This window comes from Lysobacter soli, from assembly GCF_009755585.1.
GTDB lineage: Bacteria > Pseudomonadota > Gammaproteobacteria > Xanthomonadales > Xanthomonadaceae > Lysobacter_J > Lysobacter_J soli.
This window is the reverse complement of record NZ_CP046603.1, coordinates 3244238-3262711: the sequence shown is the minus strand read 5'-3', so window position 1 is coordinate 3262711 and position 18474 is coordinate 3244238. Positions and strand designations below refer to the sequence as shown.

Genomic DNA, 18474 nt, shown 5'->3' with positions numbered 1-18474 from the left:
GTTTTGCGGAGGGGCGCGTCGGTGACGCGCCCTTTTTGTTTTGTTGCTGCGCACGCAATGCATGGAGTGGCCGCGGACTGATGTCGCCCGTGGCAAAGAACCTGCCGTCATCCCGGCGAAAGCCGGGACCCAGGCCCGTGCCGACCGGGCACTCCCTCAACGGCAAACCACCTCGGCATCATTCCAGCGAAAGCTGGCATCCACTTTGATCTTGCCATTGCCATTGCCATTGCCGTTACCGTTGCCGTTGCCGTTGCCGTTGCCGTTGCTCGTCATTCCCGCGAAGGCGGGCCGCTTCTGGGCCGCCGAACGGCGGCACCATCCATGGACTTTCCATGCTTTACCCGTAGCCCGGCAAAGCAAAGAAGAATCACATGCCAAGCTTCCGATCGCCTGCGGCGCTCGGGTCACTTTTCTTTGCTTGCCCAAAGAAAAGTAACCAAAAGAAAGGGCCTTCCATTTGCCCAACCCAGTCCCACGACCGGAAAGAGAAAGGGCGCGTTCGCGATTCGCCATCCATGGCTCAGCGCTCACCGCCGCACATCCTGTGCGGCGCCCTTCGGGGCTAGTGACGAACAAGCTGTTCGACAGCAACAGCAACAGCAACAGCAACAGGATTCCAGTGTTCACTGAAATCACGGCGCGCTTGAGCCCCTCTCCCATCGGGAGAGGGGTTGGGGTGAGGGGCAACGAAGCCGTAGTGGTGAACGAACGTTGCCGCGCAGCACTGCGCTGTTGCTTGGTGCTCCACAACGCAGGTGATGCGGTTGGCCGCTAGGCCCGAACGTTATGGGCCTGGATCCCGGCTTTCGCCGGGATGACGGTGTATCAAGGTGTTCGGGCGTTCGGCAGGGCCGCGCGGCAGTGCCGCGGGCACCGTCTTCGAAACGGACACGGCTGCCATCCATGGCGTCGCGCGCCCGGCTTCGGAACGCCCGGCCCGACCCTCCGTGGTCGGGCGTTCGGCAGGCCGCGCGGCAGTGCCGCGCAAGCGGCCTGCCTCACCCCCCAGCAATTCGCAGGGGTCCTTGCGGGCCGGTCATGCGGAACGGGATCGACTCCAGCTTCATCCCGCGATTGACCTGCACCGCGAAGTGCAGGTGCGGGCCGGTGGTGAAACCGGTATTGCCCGACAGCCCGATCTGCTGCCCCGCGCGCACGCGCTGTCCGACGCGCACCAGCGCGCCTTCGGCCTTGAGGTGCGCGTACAGCGTCATCGTGCCGTCCTCGTGCAGGATGCGCACGAAGTTGGCGCGTCCGCCGAAACGCTCCAGGTTCAGGCCCGCCTTGTCGAAATCCGATTCCACCTGCATCACGACGCCATCGCGCGCGGCGAGGACGGGCGTGCCGATGTCGGCGGCGAAATCCACCGCATAACGGTTCTGTTCGTCGCGATGGCTGAAATGGCCGCCATAGCCCTGGTCGATGCGGAACTGCGCCTGCTGCAACGGCAAGAGGTATTCGACATCGCGCGGGCGCGCCGACGGATCGCCCGGGAGGCTGTCCATCTGCAATTCGAAATCGAAACCGCGATCCGGATCGGCCGAGCTGAGCACCGCGACCAGCGCGCTGCCCTGCGGCGCCACGGTCGCGCGCGCAGGCAGCACCGGGTTGCCGATCACGTTGTCGCTGCGGCTGAAATCCAGCTGCACCTGCACCGGGCCGGACAAGCGGTTGTCGGCGAAAGCGAGGAAACGATCGCCGTCGTTCTCGATGCGCAGCCGCGCGATCGCGCTGGGCTCGCCCTCGACCGGGATCACCTTCAGCGCATCCTTCATCTGTGAAGGCGCGACGTCCGGCACATGGTCGCCGTAATGCGTGATGCCGGCGCGGTCGGTCCAGCGATACACCTTCGCCGCGCCCGCGCCGAACGCCGCCAGCAGCGCGACGCTGCCGAGGATCCAGACCGCAGGGCGGCGCGCGCGGGGCATCGCGTTACTGCGCGCAGCCGGGCGAGAGCTGCAGCACGCGCGCGACTTCGGCGAGGTCGAAGGCCGACACCGACTTGTCGTCATGCACCGCGAACAGCGCGCCGTTCGGGAACGCGAGCGTGGACGCCGCATGCAGCGCGACGCCGTCGGTATGCGCGGTGGTCTCGCCCTCGAAACTGCCGCGCGGCGCGAGCGTGGCGCGATCGAACAGATGGAAGATCGTCAGCGGCGCGAGCTGGTCGACGGCGATCCAGTAACCGCCGCCATCGGCGCAGCTCCACAACGCGACGCCTTCGGCCTCGGCGCCGAAGCTCTTCTCCGGCAGGCTGCGGCCGGTGTACTTGCCGCTGAAGCTGTACTCGCGCAGCGTGGATTCGTGGCGACGGTCCTCGTCGGCGATCAGCAAACGGTCGTTGCCCGGATCGCCAGCGATGGATTCGACCATGCGCAGCGCGGCCTCCTGCGAGGTGTCGCCGAACGAACCCGCATACGTCGCACGCAGGCGGCCGGCCTGGTCGAACTGCACGCGGTAGCGGCGCACGCGCTGGTCGAGTTCGGCCAGCGGCGGTACCTCGTCGAACTTCTTGCCGTACATGAAGCTGTCGGTGACGTAGATCTCCAGCTCGCCCGGTTCGGTCTCGGTGAGCCAGATGCCGTACGGGCTGCGCAGTTCCTTCGTGCCGAACGTGCCGACCGGCGCGAAGTCCGGCAGCGACAGCACCTGCACGCGATGGTTGTCGCGTTCGACGACGAACACGTAATCGCCGTACACGGCGATGCCGTTGGGACGGTCGAACTGCCCCGGCTCGCTGCCTTCGCCGCCGACATCGCGCAGGCGCCGGCCGGTGTCGGCATCGAACACGACCAGGCGATGCGTGGACTTGGCGGTGGCGATGAGCCACGTCGCGCCGTCTTCGGTCGTCCAGGTGGCGAGGGAGTCCAGCTCGTCCTGCGGGCTTTCGGCCGAGACGAAGCGTTCGGGCACGGTGCGGACTTCGGGCGTCGCGGCGGGCACGGGCGTGCTTGCGGGCGCGACGGGGCGGGTGGTGGTGCAGGCGGGGGCCAGGGCCGCCAGCGCGATCGCGATGGCGGCGGGGGCCGAAAGGCGGAAGGTCATGGAGCCGAAGTGTATTCGGGCCGCCTTTGCGCGGGGAGCCGGGGACGTGACGGACATAATAAATCGCTATATGCGGATGAAGCGATTGACACCGCTCCGGGGCGGGGGCAGACTGCGGCCATCCATCGAGACCGGCTGAGGGACAGGCCCTTTGAAGCCGGGGCAACCCAACCCAGCGCGCAAGCGCGGGCGAAGGTGCCAACTCCTGCGACGGGGCGCGTCAGGCGCCGGTCGAAAGATGGTTGTGATGCGCGCCCCACGTGGGCGTGCACTGCGACTCGCAGGCTCGGTGGCCCTTATGTCTTCAAGGATGCCGCCATGAGCTTCGCCCCCGTCTCCGCTGCCACTTCCGATGCCGCGACCGCCGAACGCGCGGACGCCTTCGATCCCGTCGTGCATGCTGCCGTCTTCTCCCATGCGCTCCACGCGCAGCGCGGCGAATGCACCGTGGAACTCGACCTGCGCCACGCCGGTACGCGCCGCATCGCGCTGCGGTACGAAATCCTCGGCGACCGCACGCTGCCGGCGGTGTTCGTCGCGGGCGGCATCTCGGCGCATCGCCATCTCGCCGCCAGCGCGACGTTCCCGGAGAACGGCTGGTGGGAACAGCAGATCGGCGTCGGCAAGGCGCTGGATCCGCGCGAACGCTGCCTGATCGCCTTCGACTGGATCGGCGCCGACGGTTCGCTCGATGCGCCGCTGGATCCGGCCGACCAGGCCGACGCCATCGCCGCGCTGCTCGACGTGCTGCACGTATCGCGCCTGCAGGCGTTCGTCGGCTGCTCGTACGGCGCGATGGTCGGCCTGCAGTTCGCGGCGCGGCACGGTTCGCGCCTGGAGCAGCTCGTGGCGATCAGCGGCGTGCATCGCGCGCATCCCTATGCCAGCGCGTGGCGCGCGCTGCAGCGTCGCGCCGTCGCGCTGGGCGCATTGCAGTGCGATGAAACGCACGGCCTCGCGCTGGCGCGCCAGCTGGCGATCCTGAGCTACCGCACGCCGGAGGAATTCGCCGCGCGCTTCGAGCCGGCGCAGGTGAGCGAAGGCCGCGTGCGCGTGGGCGCGGAGGACTACCTCGACCATTGCGGTGCCGCTTACGTGCAGCGCACGTCGCCGACGGCCTACCTGCGGCTGTCCGAATCGATCGACCTGCAGGACGTGGATCCGACCGCGATCCGCCTGCCGGTCACGGTCGTCGCCGTCGCCGAGGACCGCCTGGTGCCGGTGTCGGACGCCTACGACCTCGTCGAACGCCTTCGCGGCGAAACGCGCCTGCGCGTGGTGCGCTCGCTGTACGGGCACGACGCCTTCCTGAAGGAGGAGCGCGCGATCGCGGAGCTGCTCTGCGAAGCCCTCGACGACGTGCTGGAAGTGGCGGCATGAGCACCACGCGCAACCGCTGTACCGCCGCCGTCCGCGCCGGCATCGATCGCGACACCGCCTTCGGCGCCGTCACGCCGCCGCTGGTGCTCTCGTCCAACTTCAGCTTCGCCGGCTTCAACGAGAAGCGGCAGTACGACTACACGCGCAGCGGAAACCCGACCCGCGACCTGCTGGGCGAGGCGCTGGCCGAGCTCGAAGGCGGCGCCGGCGGCGTGGTCACCGCCACGGGCATGGGCGCGATCACGCTGCTGCTGCACGCGCTGCTCAAGCCGGGCGATCGCCTCGTCGTGCCGCACGATGGCTACGGCGGCAGCTGGCGCCTGTTCAACGCGCTGGCGAAAAAGGGCGCGTTCGAGCTGATCACGGCCGACCTCACCGATCCGCGCGCGCTGACCGACGCGCTGGCGAGCGATCCGACGGTGGTGTGGATCGAGACGCCGTCGAACCCGTTGCTGCGCATCACCGACCTGCGTTTCGTGATCGAAGCGGCGAAGGCCAAGGGCGCGGTGACCGTGGTCGACAACACGTTCCTGTCGCCGGCGCTGCAGCAGCCGATCGCGTTCGGCGCCGATTACGTCGTCCATTCCACGACCAAGTACATCAACGGGCACAGCGACGTCGTTGGCGGCGCGGTGGTCGCGCGCGACGCCGAAGCGCACCAGCAGCTGGTCTGGTGGGCGAACGCGCTGGGCCTGACCGGCTCGCCGTTCGATGCGTTCCTCACGCTGCGCGGCCTGCGCACGCTGGACGCGCGACTGCGCGCGCATCAGGAAAACACGCAGGCGCTGGTGTCGCTGCTCGATGCGCACCCGGCCGTGCGCGTGGTGCATTACCCGGGCCTGGAATCGCATCCGGGCCATGCGATCGCCGCGCGCCAGCAGGAAGGTTTCGGCGCGATGCTGAGCGTCGAACTCGATGGCGGCGTCGACGCGGTCCGCGCGTTCCTCGACGGCCTGCAGTGCTTCACGCTGGCCGAGTCGCTCGGCGGCGTGGAAAGCCTGGTCGCGCACCCGGCGACGATGACGCACGCGGCGATGTCGCCCGAGGCGCGCGAAGCGGCGGGCATCGGCGACGGGTTGCTGCGCCTGTCGGTGGGCATCGAACACGTCGACGACCTGGTGGCCGACATCGCCGCCGCGCTGGAACGCGCGGAACAGGCGGTCGCCATCGCCGAGCGCATCAAAGGATGAGCGTCGCCGCGGTCGAAGTCGCGCGCGCTTCGGCCGCGCAGGTCGCACCGGCGCGCGTGGCGCTGCTCGGCACGGGCACGGTGGGCAGCGCGGTGCTGGCGCGGCTCGCGACGTGGCGCGGTTCGCCGCTGGGCGAACGCGTGTCGCTGGTACATGTAGCCAATTCGAGGGCCTGCGCGGGCGATCGCGCGGGCCTTGTCGCAGGCGATGCGCTGCGTCGTCTCGCGCTCGCGCCGCAGGGAAGTTCGCTCGACGCCGTCGATGCGGCGCTGCGCGGAGATGGCCCGCGCGTGGTGATCGATGCGACCGCGAGCGAGATCGTCGCCGAGCGCCACGCGCACTGGCTCGCGCAGGGCATCCACGTCGCCACCGCATGCAAGATCGGGCAGGGCACGTCGTTGTCGCGATGGCGCACGATCCGTGCGGCATCGTGCGCGGGCGATGCGCGCTATGGCGACAGTGCGACGGTCGGTGCAGGTCTGCCGCTGCTGCGCTCGCTGCGCGAACTGCAGGACGGCGGCGATCGCATCCACGCCATCGCCGGCGTGCTTTCGGGCTCGCTGGCGTGGCTGTTCAACCAGTACGACGGCATGCGTCCGTTCTCCGCGCTGGTGCGGCAGGCGCGCGACGCCGGCTACACCGAGCCGGACCCGCGCGACGATCTGTCGGGCGAAGACGTGCGCCGCAAGCTGCTGATCCTCGCGCGCACCGCGGGCGTCGAGCTCGAAGCGGGCGATGTCGAGGTCGCGTCGCTGGTGCCGCCGGAGCTGGCCATCCTGTCGAAGGAGGCGCTCGACGCGGCGCTGCCCGCACTGGACGCACCGCTGCGCGAGCGTTTCCAGTCGGCCTACAAGCGCGGCGAGAAGCTGCGTTTCATCGCGCGTCTCCAGGACGGCCGCGCAAGCGTGGGACTGGATTCGCTGCCGGCCGACCATCCGCTTGCCGGCGGCGCCGGCACCGACAATCGCGTGGCGATCTGGTCGGATCGGTATTCGACGCAGCCGCTGGTGATCCAGGGGCCGGGCGCGGGCGCGGAAGTGACCGCTGCGGGGCTGCTGGACGATGTGTTGAGGTTCGTGCGCTGAGGCGTTGGCAGTCGCGTGGCGGTCGCTCGCTTGAACGCTGACGGTGCCCAAGTTCCCGTCATTTGCCGCACGCCATTTCGGCATCCCGGCGAAGGCCGGGACCCAGGCCTGTAACGCTCGGGCACTCTCGTGCCGGTGAACCACATCATTCGTCATTCCAGCGAAAGCTGGAATCCATTTGTTTTTGCTTTTCGTCGGTCACTGCATGCGAAGAGCAGCAACCCGCCGCGAGCGCGGACGCACCGCACGCGCCGACCCTCACCCCAACCCCTCCCCCGGAGGGAGAGGGGCTCAAAGCCGTCATCCCGGCGAACGCCGGGATCCAGGCCCTCAAGCCATCAGCAATTCGCGAATCAGCGCGTTCGCGCTAACGCCTCCAGCAACGCCTTCTCGAAGCGCGCCGGCGCTTCCACCTGCGGCGAATGGCCGAGGTCGTCGAATTCCACCAGCGTCGCACCCGGGATCGCCTTCGCCGCGCGCTTGCCGAGCGCCGGGTAATCGCCCAGTCGTTCGCGCAGCTCCGGCGAGGCGCGGTCGCGGCCGATGGCGGTGCGGTCGCGCTGGCCGATGAAGAGCGTCGTCGGCACGCCGATCTGCGGGAACTCATGCACGACCGGCTGCGTGAAGACCATGTCCGTCGTCAGCGCCTGATTCCACGCGACGCGTTGCCTGCCCGGGCCCGCATACAGGCCGGCAAGCATCGACACCCAGCGGTCGTACTCGGGCTTCCACTGCCCGCTGTAGTACACCTGCTGCTGGTAACGCTTGATCGAATCGAAGTTCGTCTTCAGCTCGCCCGCGAGGTTCGCGTCCACGCTTGCCCACGGTACGCCGACCGCTTTCCAGTCTTCCAGGCCGATCGGATTGACCAGCATCAGCGCCTCGGTGCGCTGCGGGTACATCAGCGCGTAGCGCGTGGCGAGCATGCCGCCCATCGAGTGGCCGACGATGGAGGCGCGTTCGATACCTAGCGATTCCAGCAACGTGTTCGTGTTCGCTGCAAGCTGCTGGAAGCTGTACTGGTAGTGCTCGGGCTTGCTCGACTTGCAGAAGCCGATCTGGTCTGGCGCGATGACGCGATAGCCCGCGCCCGTGAGCGCGCGGATCGCCGACTCCCATGTCGCCGCGCAGAAGTTCTTGCCGTGCAGCAGCACCACGGTGCGTCCGTTCGGCGCGGCTGGCGCGACGTCCAGATACGCCATCCGCAGCGCCTCGCCCTGCGAGGTGAACGCGTGGTGCTTCACCGGGAACGGATAGTCGAAGCCTTCCAGTTCCATGCCATAGGAAGGGACCTCGGCGGCAAACGCGAGGCCGGGCGAGAGGACCAGCGACAGCGCGCAGGCGAGCAACGACGAGCGCATGAACAGGCTCCATTCGAGGGGATGCCCGACCATACCGCAGCGCGTGCGACGACCATGAGGCGCTGCCTGCCGTCTCGACACGGCCAGCGGGGTGAACACGGATCACCAACGTTTGGCCCATGCGGCCTGATTTCGGCGCTCGCTAGGATCGAACGCACTGCACGCCATGGGCCGTCCGATGGATCGATCGACCTCATACGACGCGGAATCGCAGACGCGCTGGCGACTCGACGGCGACGGCTGGTCGCTCCGATGCCCGGATGGCAGCGAGGTTCCGCTCACGCGCGCCGAACGGCTGGTGATCGAACGCCTGCTGCTCACGCCGGGGCGGCTGGTCACGCGCGACGCGCTAGCCGACGCCCTGGCCGATCCGTCCTTCGATTCGCACCGGCTCGATTCGCTCGTGTATCGCCTGCGACGCAAGGTGGCGGACGGTTGTGGCGAAAGCCTGCCGCTGGAGGCGATCCACGGCGAGGGCTACATGCTCGACACGCTGCGTTAAGCGCGCGCTTTGTCGTACGACAGGCCGCATAAAAAAGGCGCCGACCAGTGGATCGGCGCCGAGGGCAAAACCCGTTGACGGGTCTGGAGAGTCGGTTGTGGCCCGCGATGTCAGCGCATCACTTCAGCCCGTTGTTGATCGTGTTGACCAGCGTGCCGGCCGCGTCGTCGCCGCTGAACTCCCAGAAGAACGCGCCACCCAGGTTCTGCGCCTTCACGTAGCTCATCTTCTCGGTGACCATCGCCGGCGTGTCGTAGCTCCAGAACGTGTTGCCGTCGTACTTCCACGTCGCGCGCGCGTTGGCGTCGGTGTAGATCGTGCCGGGGCGATCCTTCAGGACCTTGTAGTCCTCGTTGCCCGCCTCGTACGTACCCGGCGCCGCCGACCCGTTCTGGTACAGGCCGTTGTTGACGTTCGCCACGCCCGTCCAGCCGCGGCCGTAGAAGCCGATGCCGAGGTTGAGCTTCGACGCCGGCACGCCGCGGGTGAGGAAGGCTTCCATTGCATCGTTGCTGTTGTAGAGCTTCTGATCGCCCGTGGACGGATCGTTGGGCGAATCGAACAGCGCGGAGTGATGGTTCGTGCGCGCATCCCACGTGCCGTGGAAGTCGTACGTCATCACGTTGATGTAATCCAGGTACTGGTGGTACGTAGCCGGATCGGTGACGCGCACCTTGTCCACGCCCGCACCGGCGGCGATGGTCAGCAGCAGGCCCGGACGCACCGCGTTGAGCTGGCGGCGGAACTCGGCCAGCAGCGCGGTGAAGTTGGCGCTTTCCTCCGGCGTGCCGCAGGTGAGCCCGCAGGCGGACGGGTATTCCCAGTCCAAATCGATGCCATCGAACACGCCCGCTGCCGCGCCCGCACCGCCCGCGCCGTCGGTGACGGGCAGGTTGCCGCGGATGTATGCGTCGATGCACGAGGACACGAACGCCACGCGGTTTTCCGGGCGTGCCGCGCTCGCGAAGCCGCGTGACCAGGTCCAGCCGCCGAGCGAGATCAGCACCTTCAGGTTCGGATACTTCGCCTTGAGCTGCTTGAGCTGGTTCCAGTTGCCGCGCAACGGCTGGTCCCAGGTGTCGGCCGCGCCGCTCACGCTTTCGCCGGCCTGGAACGCCTTGGTGTAGTCGGCGAACGCATCGCCACCTTCACCCGTGCTTTCGTTCGTCGGGATCGTCACTCCGACCTGGCAGCGGTTGTTGCGCACGTTGCCGAAGGCGTAGTTGATGTGCGTGATCTTCGACGCCGAGCCGCTGGTGTCGATGTTCTTCACGCGGTAGTTGCGGGCGTAGATGCCCCACTGCGCGAAGTAGCCGATCACGCGCTTGTTGCCGCCGGTGCCGCCGTCGAGCGTCTTCGCGCTCACCGCGCCGCTCTGCGCGGACGCGTTGGACGGACTGGCCGCATCGCGCGCGCGCACGGTGTAGCTGTAGGTGGTGTTCGCCGTGAGCCCGGTGTTGGTGTAGCTGGTGGTCGTCGGCGAGGCGATCAGCGTGCCGCCGCGATACACGTCGTAGCCCGCGACACCCGCGCCGCCGGCGTTGTCGGTGGAGGCGTTCCAGCTCAGCGCGATGCTGCTGGTCGACAGCGCCGTCGCCGACAGGCCCGTCGGCACGCTCGGCGGCGTGGTGTCGGTCGGCGGCGTTCCGTTGACGGTGATGTTCGCCGCGCTGGACGTGGTCGTCGCGCCCTGGTTGTCGGTGGCCTTCGCGGTGAAGCTGTGGCTGCCGGCGGTGGCGTTGCTCCAGGTCACCGCGTACGGCGCGCTGGTATCGACGCCGAGCGACACCGAGCCGCGGAAGAACTCGACGCTTGCGACGGTGCCGTCGCTGTCGCTCGCATTGGCGGTGACGGCGATGCTGCTGCCGGCGTTGTAGGTGGCGCCGTTGGCGGGCGAGGTGAGCGTCACGGTCGGCGCCTGATTCTGCCCGCCCGTGCCGCATGCGCCGAGGTCCGTGTACCAGCCGCAGGTCGGACAGTGCGTCGGTGGCGCGTTCCAGATCTGGATGTTCGCCTGGTACAGGCGGTTCTGATACACCAGCTTGTCGCCGGGGTTGTAGATGGTGGACGCGGTCCACGCGGGTATCGCGGCGCACGACACCGTCTGCGCCTGCACCGCGGGGATCGTCCCCATCAATGCGAGCAGCGACGAAAGCGCGAACGCGACCGGTCTTGCGGCACTCCTGTTTGCATCTCTCACGAGCTTCCCTCCGATACGAGATTGACCGCCACACATGCCGGACCCGACCGGGCCCGGCTCCTTAGCTGTTCGGGAATGCCGCCGGACGATGCCCGCCAGCGCGGGGAGCCGCGCGCGAGGCGCTGGTCGGCGTTGAAGGCGTACAGGCGCGAATCCGACACGCTGACCTCCGCAGGACGGAACCGGAGGCCGGCGGCGTCTTGCCGCGGACAGTGGCCCGGTCGATGACTGACAACGTTGTCAGCTGGTCTGGGGTCGATCCGTGATCATGTCCACATTTCGCTGGCAGCGCCGTCGGGCGCCGACGAACGAAGCGATGGATCGCACGAAAATGTGCCCGCGTCACGCGGGTTTAATGAAAGTCCGCAAGACATTCGTTAAACGCTGCAGGACACGGCGCCGGCCCGCGCGCGCCATGTTGCACTGCCGCACGAATCTTCGCGGGACCGGCGTTGTCAGGCGGGAATCGGACGCAGCAGGCGCCTTTCGAATTCGGAGGCCAGCATCGGCGCGCCGAACAGGAAACCCTGGACCTGGGCGCATTCGGACGCCAGCAGCGGCGCGACCTGCGCCTCGCGCTCGACGCCTTCGGCCACCACCTGCATGCCGAGGTTGCGCCCCAGTTCGACCACCGCGCGCACGATCGCCAGCCCGGCTGGATCGCGGTCGATCTGGTCGGTGAAGGCGCGGTCGATCTTGAGCTTGCGCAGCGGGAACTCGCGCAGGTGACTCAGGCTGGAATAGCCCGTGCCGAAATCGTCCAGCGCCATCGCGACGCCGAGGTCGGACAGCGCGACCATCGTTGCGATGCTTGAGGCCGGATCGGTCATGATCTGGCGCTCGGTGATTTCCAGCTCCAGTCCGTCGGCCGGATAGCCGTGCCGGCGCAGCACGCGATCGACCGCGTTGCGCAGCCGGTTCGCATCGCGGAATTGCGCGCTGGAGACGTTCACGGCCATGCGCATCTGCATCAGCCCGCGCGTGCGCCACGCGGCCGACTGGCGCACCGCTTCTTCCAGCACCCATTCGCCGAGCTGTTCGATCAGGCCATGTTCCTCGGCCACCGGGATGAACGTGGACGGCGTGATGCGCCCGTGCCGCGGGTGATCCCAGTACACCAGCGCCTCGGCGCCGATGACGCGCCGGTCGCGCAGCTGGATGATCGGCTGGTACAGCAGCACCAGCTGGCCGAGTTCCTGCGCGTTGCGCAGTTCGTTGAGCATCGCGAAGCGGCGCGTCACCGAGGCTTCCATGTCCGGCAGGAAACGCAGGTGCACGTTCTTGCCGGCGCCCTTGGCCTGGTACATCGCGATGTCGGCGCGCTTGAGCAGCTGGTCGTGGTCGCGGCCGTGTTCGGGATGGCGCACGCTGCCCAGGCTCAGCGTGACGCCGAGCTGTTCGCCTTCCATCCACAGCGGCACCGCGACGCGGCGTATCAGTTCCTCCGCGATGCCCGCGTCGCGCGACGGCGAACCGCTGGGCAGCAGGATGATGAATTCGTCGCCACCGAAGCGGAACACCTCGCCACGCTCGCCGACGCCTTCGCGCAGGCGATGGGCGATCTGTGCCAGCACGCGATCGCCCGCGCTGTGCCCCAGCGAGTCGTTGATCTCCTTGAATCCGTCCAGGTCGGCGAAGATCAGGCCGAAGCCTTCGGGATCGCGCTGCGCCAGCGCCTGCTCGAGCCTGACTTCAAACTTGCTGCGGTTGGGAAGGCCGGTGAGCGTGTCGAAGTACGCCAGGTGCGCGATGCGGTCCTGCGCCTGCTTGCGCTCGGTGAGGTCGATGATCGACGCGACGACGAGGTTGCGACCCTGCACGGTGATCGGGCTCAGGCCCAGTTCGACCGGCACTTCAACGCCGTCGCGGCGCAGGCAGTGCAGCTCGTGCTCGCCGGCGCCCAGGTGCGTGCGGCGTTGCACCTGCAGGAAACGCGCGCGTTCGGCGGGGCAGCGCGGGAGCAGGCGGTCGGGAACCAGGACTTCGACCGCACATCCCACCAGGTCGCCGCGCGAATAGCCGAGCAGGCGCTCGGCTTCGACATTGGCCAGCGAGATGCGGCCGTCGGCATCGACGATGATCATCGCGCCGGGCGCGCCGTCGACGAGCGCACGGAAGCGCTGCTCGCTGGCGTGCAGATCGCGCTGCGAGCCGATGGTAATCGCCGCCAGGTACAGCAGCGCGATGCCGACGATCACCAGGTTCAGGCGTTCGCCCGGTATCGCGCCGGGCGCGAGCAGGCACATCGCGTCGGGCGCTATCTGCAGCGCCGCCATGCCGGTGTAATGCGTGCCACATACGCCCAGCGCCATCAGCGCGGCCGCGCCGAGCTGCACGCCGAAACGCGGTTCGTTGCCGATCCACGAGAACCGCGTGAGCAGGTGCAGCGCGACCAGCGACACGGCGAAGGCGACGACGACCGACGCCACGACCCAGAACGTCGAATACGTCGCTGCGGGCGAGAAGGGAATCGCCGCCATGCCGATGTAATGCATGCTGCAGATGCCCATGGCCATGAACGCCGCGGCGAGCAGCACCTGCCCGAAGTTGCGCCGGCGCGTGCCGGCCACGTACAGCGCGAGGACCGACGCGAGCACCGCCGGCACCACCGACAGTGCGGTGAGGCGGATGTCGAACATCATCGGCAGGGGCAGGCGGAAGGCCATCATCCCGGTGAAATGCATCGACCAGATGCCCAGCCCGAACGCGATGCCGCCCGCCCACGCCCACAGCGGCGTACGGCGCGACGTCGCGCTGCGAACGCGCCCGGCGAGCTGGATCGCGACGAACGCCGCGAACCACGCGATGAGGAACGACAGGACGAGGGTCCTGAAGTCGTAACTGCCCTGCATGCCGCTCCCCTCCCCAGAGAAGCAGACCGATGGTCTCAATGCCTATCGGCCGGGTTCGAGGGAACTTTAGGGCGGAAGTTGGCGGTTTGTTGGGCGGGGTGGGGTGGTTGGTGGCAAGAGCGGCGCGTCCGTAGCCCCTCTCCCGCGTGCGGGAGAGGGGTTGGGGTGAGGGCAGCTTTGCACCCGGAAGGTCGAAGCGCACCTCGGCGTCAGGCAGCCATCGTCAAGACGCCGAAAAACAAACGGGCCGCTTGTGCGGCCCGTTGCGTGCACGAAGGAGGACGCATCAGCACTCGATGACGTTCACCGCAAGACCGCCGCGCGAGGTTTCCTTGTACTTGTCCTGCATGTCGCGGCCGGTGTCGCGCATGGTCTTGATGACCTTGTCGAGCGAGACCTTGTGCTTGCCGTCGCCGCGCATCGCCATGCGGCTGGCGTTGATGGCCTTCACCGCGCCCATGGCATTGCGCTCGATGCACGGGATCTGCACGAGACCGCCGATCGGATCGCACGTCAGGCCGAGGTTGTGTTCCATGCCGATTTCCGCGGCGTTCTCGATCTGGCTCGACGTGCCGCCGATCGCCGCCGTCAAACCCGCCGCCGCCATCGAGCACGCGACGCCGACTTCGCCTTGGCAGCCGACTTCGGCACCGGAGATGCTCGCGTTTTCCTTGTAGAGGATGCCCACCGCCGCAGCGGTCAGCAGGAACGTGCGCACGCCCTGGATGTTGGCGCCGGGGCAGAAGCGATCGTAGTAATGCAGCACGGCCGGAATGATGCCCGCCGCGCCATTGGTTGGAGCGGTGACGACGCGCCCGCCCGCGGCGTTCTCTTCGTTCACCGCCAGCGCGTAGAGGTTCACCCAGTCCAGGGTGGTGAGCGGATCGCGCATCGCCGCTTCCGGACGCGAAGCGAGTTCGTTGTGCAGCGCCGGCGCGCGGCGCGACACGTGCAGCCCGCCCGGCAGCGTGCCCTTCTCGCGGATGCCGCGCGCGACGCACGCCTGCATCGCGTTCCAGATCTCGTCCAGGCCCGCGTCGATCTGCTCCGGCGTGCGCCACACCTGCTCGTTGGCGTACATCAGTTGCGCGATGCTCAGGCCGCTGTCGCGACTGCGCGCCAGCAGTTCGTCGCCGGAGCGGAACGGATGCGGCAGTTCGGTGGTGTCGGCGACGATGCGGTCTTCGGCCGCCTCGTCCTGGTTCACCACGAAGCCGCCGCCGACGGAGTAGTAATCGCGCGTCGCGATCACGTTGCCTTCGGCGTCGAATGCGGTGAAGCGCATGCCGTTGGTGTGGAACGGCAGCTTCTGGCGCTTGTTCATGATGAGGTCGTGCTTCTCGTCGAAGCCGATCTCGTGGCGATCGAACAGGCGGATCCGCTTGCTGCTGCGGATGCGTTCGAGCGCGGCCGGGATCAGGTCCGGGTCGATCTCGTTGGGAAGGTGGCCTTCCAGTCCCATCAGCACCGCCTTGTCGGTGCCGTGGCCGCGACCGGTGAGGGCCAGCGAGCCGAACACCTCGGCGCGCACGCGTGCGGTGCGCGCGAGGTCGCTGCCGTCGCCGTTGCCGCCTTCGAGCAGCCAGCGCTGCACGAAACGCGCGGCCGCGCGCATCGGGCCGACGGTGTGGGACGAACTCGGCCCGATGCCGATCTTGAAGAGGTCGAAACTGCTGACGGCCACGTACTGCTCCGGAAGAGGGCACGACGCGCACGACGGCAGCGCCGGAATTCCCGCTATTCTACGCGGCCCGCGGGGCCCGCCCCGCCATACTCCGGCGCATTGCGATGCAGGACGTGCCCACCGTCGCACCCCCGCTGACGCTGTTCCAGCGCGACGATTGCCATTTGTGCGACCTGGCGCTGGAGGTGCTCGCGTTGGCGCGCGCGCCGGAGTTCGAGAGCGTGTTCATCGACGACAACGACGCGCTGGAGTCGCGGTACGGGGTGCGCGTGCCGGTGCTGCGCGACGAGACGCGCGGGATCGAACTGGACTGGCCGTTCGACGTTGCGGCGGTGTCGCGGTTTCTTGCGGGCGCGTAGTCGCCTTTTTTTTGAATCAGGCTTAACCGACGCGCTGCTCGTTACCCGTCATCCCGGCGAAAGCCGGGATCCAGGCCCGCATCGTTCGGGCACTCTCGCGTCGGTGACCCACCTCACCGTCATTCCAGCGAAAGCTGGAATCCACTTTGATCTTGCCACTGCCACTGCCACTGCCACTGCCACTGCCGCTGCCGCTGCCGCTGCCGCTGCTGTTGCCGTTGCCGCTGCTGTTGCCGTTGCTGTTGCTCTTGCTCTTGCTCGTCATTCCCGCGAAGGCGGGCCGCTTCTGGGCCGCCGCATGGCGGCACCATCCAGGGACGTTTCATGCTTTCCCTGCGACGTTCAAAGAGCAAAGAAGAATCACCCGCCAAGCTTCCGATCGCCTGCGGCGCTCGGGTCACTTTTCTTTGCTTGCCCAAAGAAAAGTAACCAAAAGAAAAGGCAGTTCCCCGACAAATCAATCCTGCGACCGGCGAAGGAGTAGGCGCGTTCGCGATTCGCCATCCATGGCTCAGCGCTCACCGCCGCACATCCTGTGCGGCGCCCTTCGGGGCTAGCGACGAATAGGCTGTTCGACAGCAACAGCAACAGCAACAGCAACAGCAACGCCAACGCCAACGCCAACGCCAACGGCAACGGCAACGGCAACGGCAACGGCAGGTGGATTCCAGCTTTCGCTGGAATGACGGCGAGTGCGCCGCGTAGCCCCTCTCCCGCGTGCGGGAGAGGGGTTGGGGTGCGGGCAGCTCTTGTAGCCGGGCAAGCGAAGCGCACCCGGATAACCGGCGCAGCTACGTCCTTCGCGAATGCCTATCCCGATACCGCAACAGGCGAATTACTTCGCCGGCGCGAATACCACCTTCGTGCTCACCGCGACCTCGTTCGGGATCAGCGCCGTGTCGGCCCAGTCGCCGCCGCCGACGCCGAAGTCCAGTCGTTTCACCGTCGCCTTGCCGCTCAGCACCGGCTGCGCGCCGGGGGTCCAGGTGAAGGTCAGCGTCACCGGCTTGGCGACGCCGCGCAGGGTCAGCGTGCCGTCGGCGGCGTACTGGTTGCCGCCGAGGCTGCGGAACTTCGTCGCGGTGTAGCGCGCCTGCGGGAACTTGGCGATCGAGAAGAAATCCGCGCCGCGAAGCGTGTCGTCGCGATCGCTGTTGGCGGTGCTGGCGCCGGCGAGCGGAATGGCCACGTCGAGTTTGGAGGTGGCGAGCTTCGCCGGATCGAAGCTCAGCTTCGTCGTGAAGCCGGGGATCTTGCCGGTGAACACTTCGCCTTCGTACTTGCTCGCGAAGGTCAGCGACGAGCCTGCGGCCTGCACGTAATCGGCGGCGAAGGCGGGAAGGGCGAACGCGGCCAACGCGGTCGCCAGCAGGGCGGGCGCCAGCAGGACGGGCTTGGTAGACATCAATGGATCTCCGGAACGGGGGGCGGATCTGGGGAGGCCGCGCGACGACGACGCGGCAGCATGCGCGCGAGCGTGTCGTCGTGCTGGAACAGGTGGTGGTAGAACGCCGCCGCCGCGTGCACCGCGACCAGCGCGATCAGCGCCCAGAACAGCCATTCGTGCGTGTCGCGCATGACCGGCGCCAGCGCCTGGCTCGGATCGGCGAGCTTGGGCACCTTGAACTGGCCGAACCAGCGCAGCGGACGCAGGCCGCTCAGCGAGTCGTAGATCCAGCCCGACAACGGCACCGCGAAGGTCAGCACGTACAGCAGCACGTGCGTGACCGTCGCCACGCGTTCCTGCACGCGCGGCGTGCCGGCCACCGGTTTCGGCGCGCCGGCGAACCAGCGCCACAGCAGTCGCACGACGACGAGCGCCAGCACCGTCAGGCCGAAAGACTTGTGCAGGTCGTAGACCCAGAACCAGCGCGGCGACTTCGGCAGTTCGACCATGACCAGGCCGATCACGCCGAGCCCGAGGATCAGCAGCACGATCAGCCAATGCAGCAGCTGGCTGACGGGACCCCAACGGTCGGCGGAATTTCTCAACATCATGGCGTGGGCTCGGGTTCGGTTGCGGGCGGTGTTTCGGGTTGCGATTCGACGGACGTTTCCGGCGACGCGGAGGGTTCCGTCGATTCCGGCGCCTGCTGCGCATCGGTTCCGTTGCGCGCGCGTTCGGCTTCGGCCTCGATGCGAAGTTCGACCTGATCGCCGATGACCGTCGGCCACGCGCTCATGCCGAACGCGCTGCGGCTGAGCGTTGCGGTCGCCGAAAACCCGGCGGTGCGGCGGAACGGCGGCAGCGGATGGCGCTTGAGCGCGTTGAAGGTCACGTCCATGCACAGCGGCTTCGTGACGCCGCGAAGGGTGAGGTCGCCGCAGACCTTCGCATGGTCGGCGTCGGCCGGTTCGATCTTCGTCGAGACGAAATGCGCGTCGGGGTGGCGCTTCGTATCGAGCAGGTTGGTGGCGCGCACCGCGTCGTTCCATTTCGCGTCGCCGAGGTCCAGGCGCTCCAGCGGCACGCGTACGTCCAGACGCGCGCTGGCCCAGTCGTCGCGATCGAACACCAGCGTGCCGGTGCTGCCCGAAACGGTGCCCATCGCCTTCGAAAACCCGGCGTGGTCGATCGCGAACAGCACCCGCGTGTGGACCGGGTCGATCGCGTAGGTCTCGGGCTCGAATGCCTGGGCGGCCGGCACCATGCACAGCGCGGCGAGGGCGAGCCATGCGGCGCGATACGGCGGTCGGAGGGCGGGAGGCTTCCGCGCCGGAGCGGGGCGGTCGGGCATCGGGCTCTCCGGCGTGGACGATGCCGGGATTCTAGGCGCAGCCGGGTGAACAGGGCGGGCGAGTGGCGTAACGAA

Annotated in this window: 16 protein-coding genes and 1 riboswitch; of the genes, 5 read left to right on the top strand and 11 right to left on the bottom strand. The window is 68.0% G+C overall.

The window, feature by feature from the left end; genetic code table 11:
* Positions 1-156: 156 nt before the first annotated feature.
* The 3 genes from GOY17_RS14910 to GOY17_RS14900 all read right to left on the bottom strand — a co-directional run bounded on the left by GOY17_RS14910 (position 157) and on the right by GOY17_RS14900 (position 3048).
* Complete coding sequence (locus GOY17_RS14910) at positions 157-612, bottom strand: hypothetical protein (RefSeq protein WP_157030989.1); 456 nt, start codon at positions 610-612, stop codon at positions 157-159.
* Positions 613-1001: 389 nt separating this feature from the next.
* Positions 1002-1931, bottom strand: coding sequence for a peptidoglycan DD-metalloendopeptidase family protein (locus tag GOY17_RS14905; RefSeq protein ID WP_157030988.1), 930 nt, complete (start codon positions 1929-1931; stop codon positions 1002-1004).
* A gap of 4 nt (positions 1932-1935) precedes the next feature.
* The gene (locus GOY17_RS14900; protein ID WP_115842591.1) at positions 1936-3048 is read right to left on the bottom strand and encodes an NHL repeat-containing protein; all 1113 of its coding nucleotides are present in this window, start codon (positions 3046-3048) and stop codon (positions 1936-1938) included.
* 119 nt (positions 3049-3167) lie between these two features.
* Positions 3168-3293, top strand: a riboswitch (SAM riboswitch).
* A 73-nt stretch (positions 3294-3366) separates the two neighbouring features.
* On the opposite strand from GOY17_RS14900, the gene metX reads away from it, so the two are divergent.
* Genes metX through GOY17_RS14885 form a run of 3 tightly spaced genes read left to right on the top strand, consistent with a single transcriptional unit; the run spans position 3367 to position 6703 of the window.
* Positions 3367-4428, top strand: a complete 1062-nt coding sequence (gene metX, locus GOY17_RS14895) for a homoserine O-succinyltransferase MetX (protein ID WP_157030987.1) — start codon at positions 3367-3369, stop codon at positions 4426-4428.
* Positions 4425-5618: an O-succinylhomoserine (thiol)-lyase gene (locus GOY17_RS14890; protein ID WP_157030986.1), complete on the top strand. Its 1194-nt coding sequence runs from the start codon at positions 4425-4427 to the stop codon at positions 5616-5618. Before metX ends, GOY17_RS14890 begins: the two co-directional genes overlap by 4 nt.
* A complete protein-coding gene (locus tag GOY17_RS14885) occupies positions 5615-6703 on the top strand; it encodes a homoserine dehydrogenase family protein (RefSeq protein WP_157030985.1) in 1089 nt (362 codons plus the stop codon). Before GOY17_RS14890 ends, GOY17_RS14885 begins: the two co-directional genes overlap by 4 nt.
* A 353-nt stretch (positions 6704-7056) precedes the next feature.
* On the opposite strand, the gene GOY17_RS14880 is transcribed toward GOY17_RS14885, so the two are convergent.
* Positions 7057-8064, bottom strand: coding sequence for an alpha/beta fold hydrolase (locus GOY17_RS14880; RefSeq protein WP_157030984.1), 1008 nt, complete (start codon positions 8062-8064; stop codon positions 7057-7059).
* A 178-nt stretch (positions 8065-8242) separates the two neighbouring features.
* On the opposite strand from GOY17_RS14880, the gene GOY17_RS14875 reads away from it, so the two are divergent.
* On the top strand, positions 8243-8566 hold the full coding sequence (locus GOY17_RS14875) for a winged helix-turn-helix domain-containing protein (protein WP_198173704.1): 324 nt from the start codon (positions 8243-8245) through the stop codon (positions 8564-8566).
* 118 nt (positions 8567-8684) lie between these two features.
* Here GOY17_RS14875 and GOY17_RS19095 read toward each other — a convergent pair whose 3' ends face one another.
* The 3 genes from GOY17_RS19095 to GOY17_RS14860 all read right to left on the bottom strand — a co-directional run bounded on the left by GOY17_RS19095 (position 8685) and on the right by GOY17_RS14860 (position 15302).
* On the bottom strand, positions 8685-10781 hold the full coding sequence (locus tag GOY17_RS19095) for a glycosyl hydrolase family 18 protein (protein ID WP_332310583.1): 2097 nt from the start codon (positions 10779-10781) through the stop codon (positions 8685-8687).
* Between the two features lie 440 nt (positions 10782-11221).
* A complete protein-coding gene (locus GOY17_RS14865; RefSeq protein ID WP_157030982.1) occupies positions 11222-13618 on the bottom strand; it encodes a bifunctional diguanylate cyclase/phosphodiesterase in 2397 nt (798 codons plus the stop codon).
* Between the two features lie 286 nt (positions 13619-13904).
* A complete protein-coding gene (locus tag GOY17_RS14860; protein WP_157030981.1) occupies positions 13905-15302 on the bottom strand; it encodes an L-serine ammonia-lyase in 1398 nt (465 codons plus the stop codon).
* A 104-nt stretch (positions 15303-15406) separates the two neighbouring features.
* Between GOY17_RS14860 and GOY17_RS14855 the strand changes: the two genes are divergently transcribed.
* Positions 15407-15661, top strand: a complete 255-nt coding sequence (locus GOY17_RS14855; RefSeq protein WP_157030980.1) for a glutaredoxin family protein — start codon at positions 15407-15409, stop codon at positions 15659-15661.
* 22 nt (positions 15662-15683) lie between these two features.
* On the opposite strand, the gene GOY17_RS14850 is transcribed toward GOY17_RS14855, so the two are convergent.
* From GOY17_RS14850 to GOY17_RS14835, 4 genes are all read right to left on the bottom strand, one after another.
* On the bottom strand, positions 15684-15926 hold the full coding sequence (locus GOY17_RS14850) for a hypothetical protein (RefSeq protein ID WP_157030979.1): 243 nt from the start codon (positions 15924-15926) through the stop codon (positions 15684-15686).
* Positions 15927-16496: 570 nt separating this feature from the next.
* Entirely contained in the window at positions 16497-17066 is a 570-nt protein-coding gene (locus GOY17_RS14845) for a YceI family protein (protein ID WP_157030978.1), read from the bottom strand.
* A complete protein-coding gene (locus tag GOY17_RS14840) occupies positions 17066-17659 on the bottom strand; it encodes a cytochrome b (RefSeq protein ID WP_157030977.1) in 594 nt (197 codons plus the stop codon). Before GOY17_RS14840 ends, GOY17_RS14845 begins: the two co-directional genes overlap by 1 nt.
* The gene (locus GOY17_RS14835; protein WP_425482275.1) at positions 17656-18399 is read right to left on the bottom strand and encodes a YceI family protein; all 744 of its coding nucleotides are present in this window, start codon (positions 18397-18399) and stop codon (positions 17656-17658) included. The genes GOY17_RS14840 and GOY17_RS14835 overlap by 4 nt, the downstream gene beginning before the upstream one ends.
* Positions 18400-18474 lie beyond the last annotated feature (75 nt).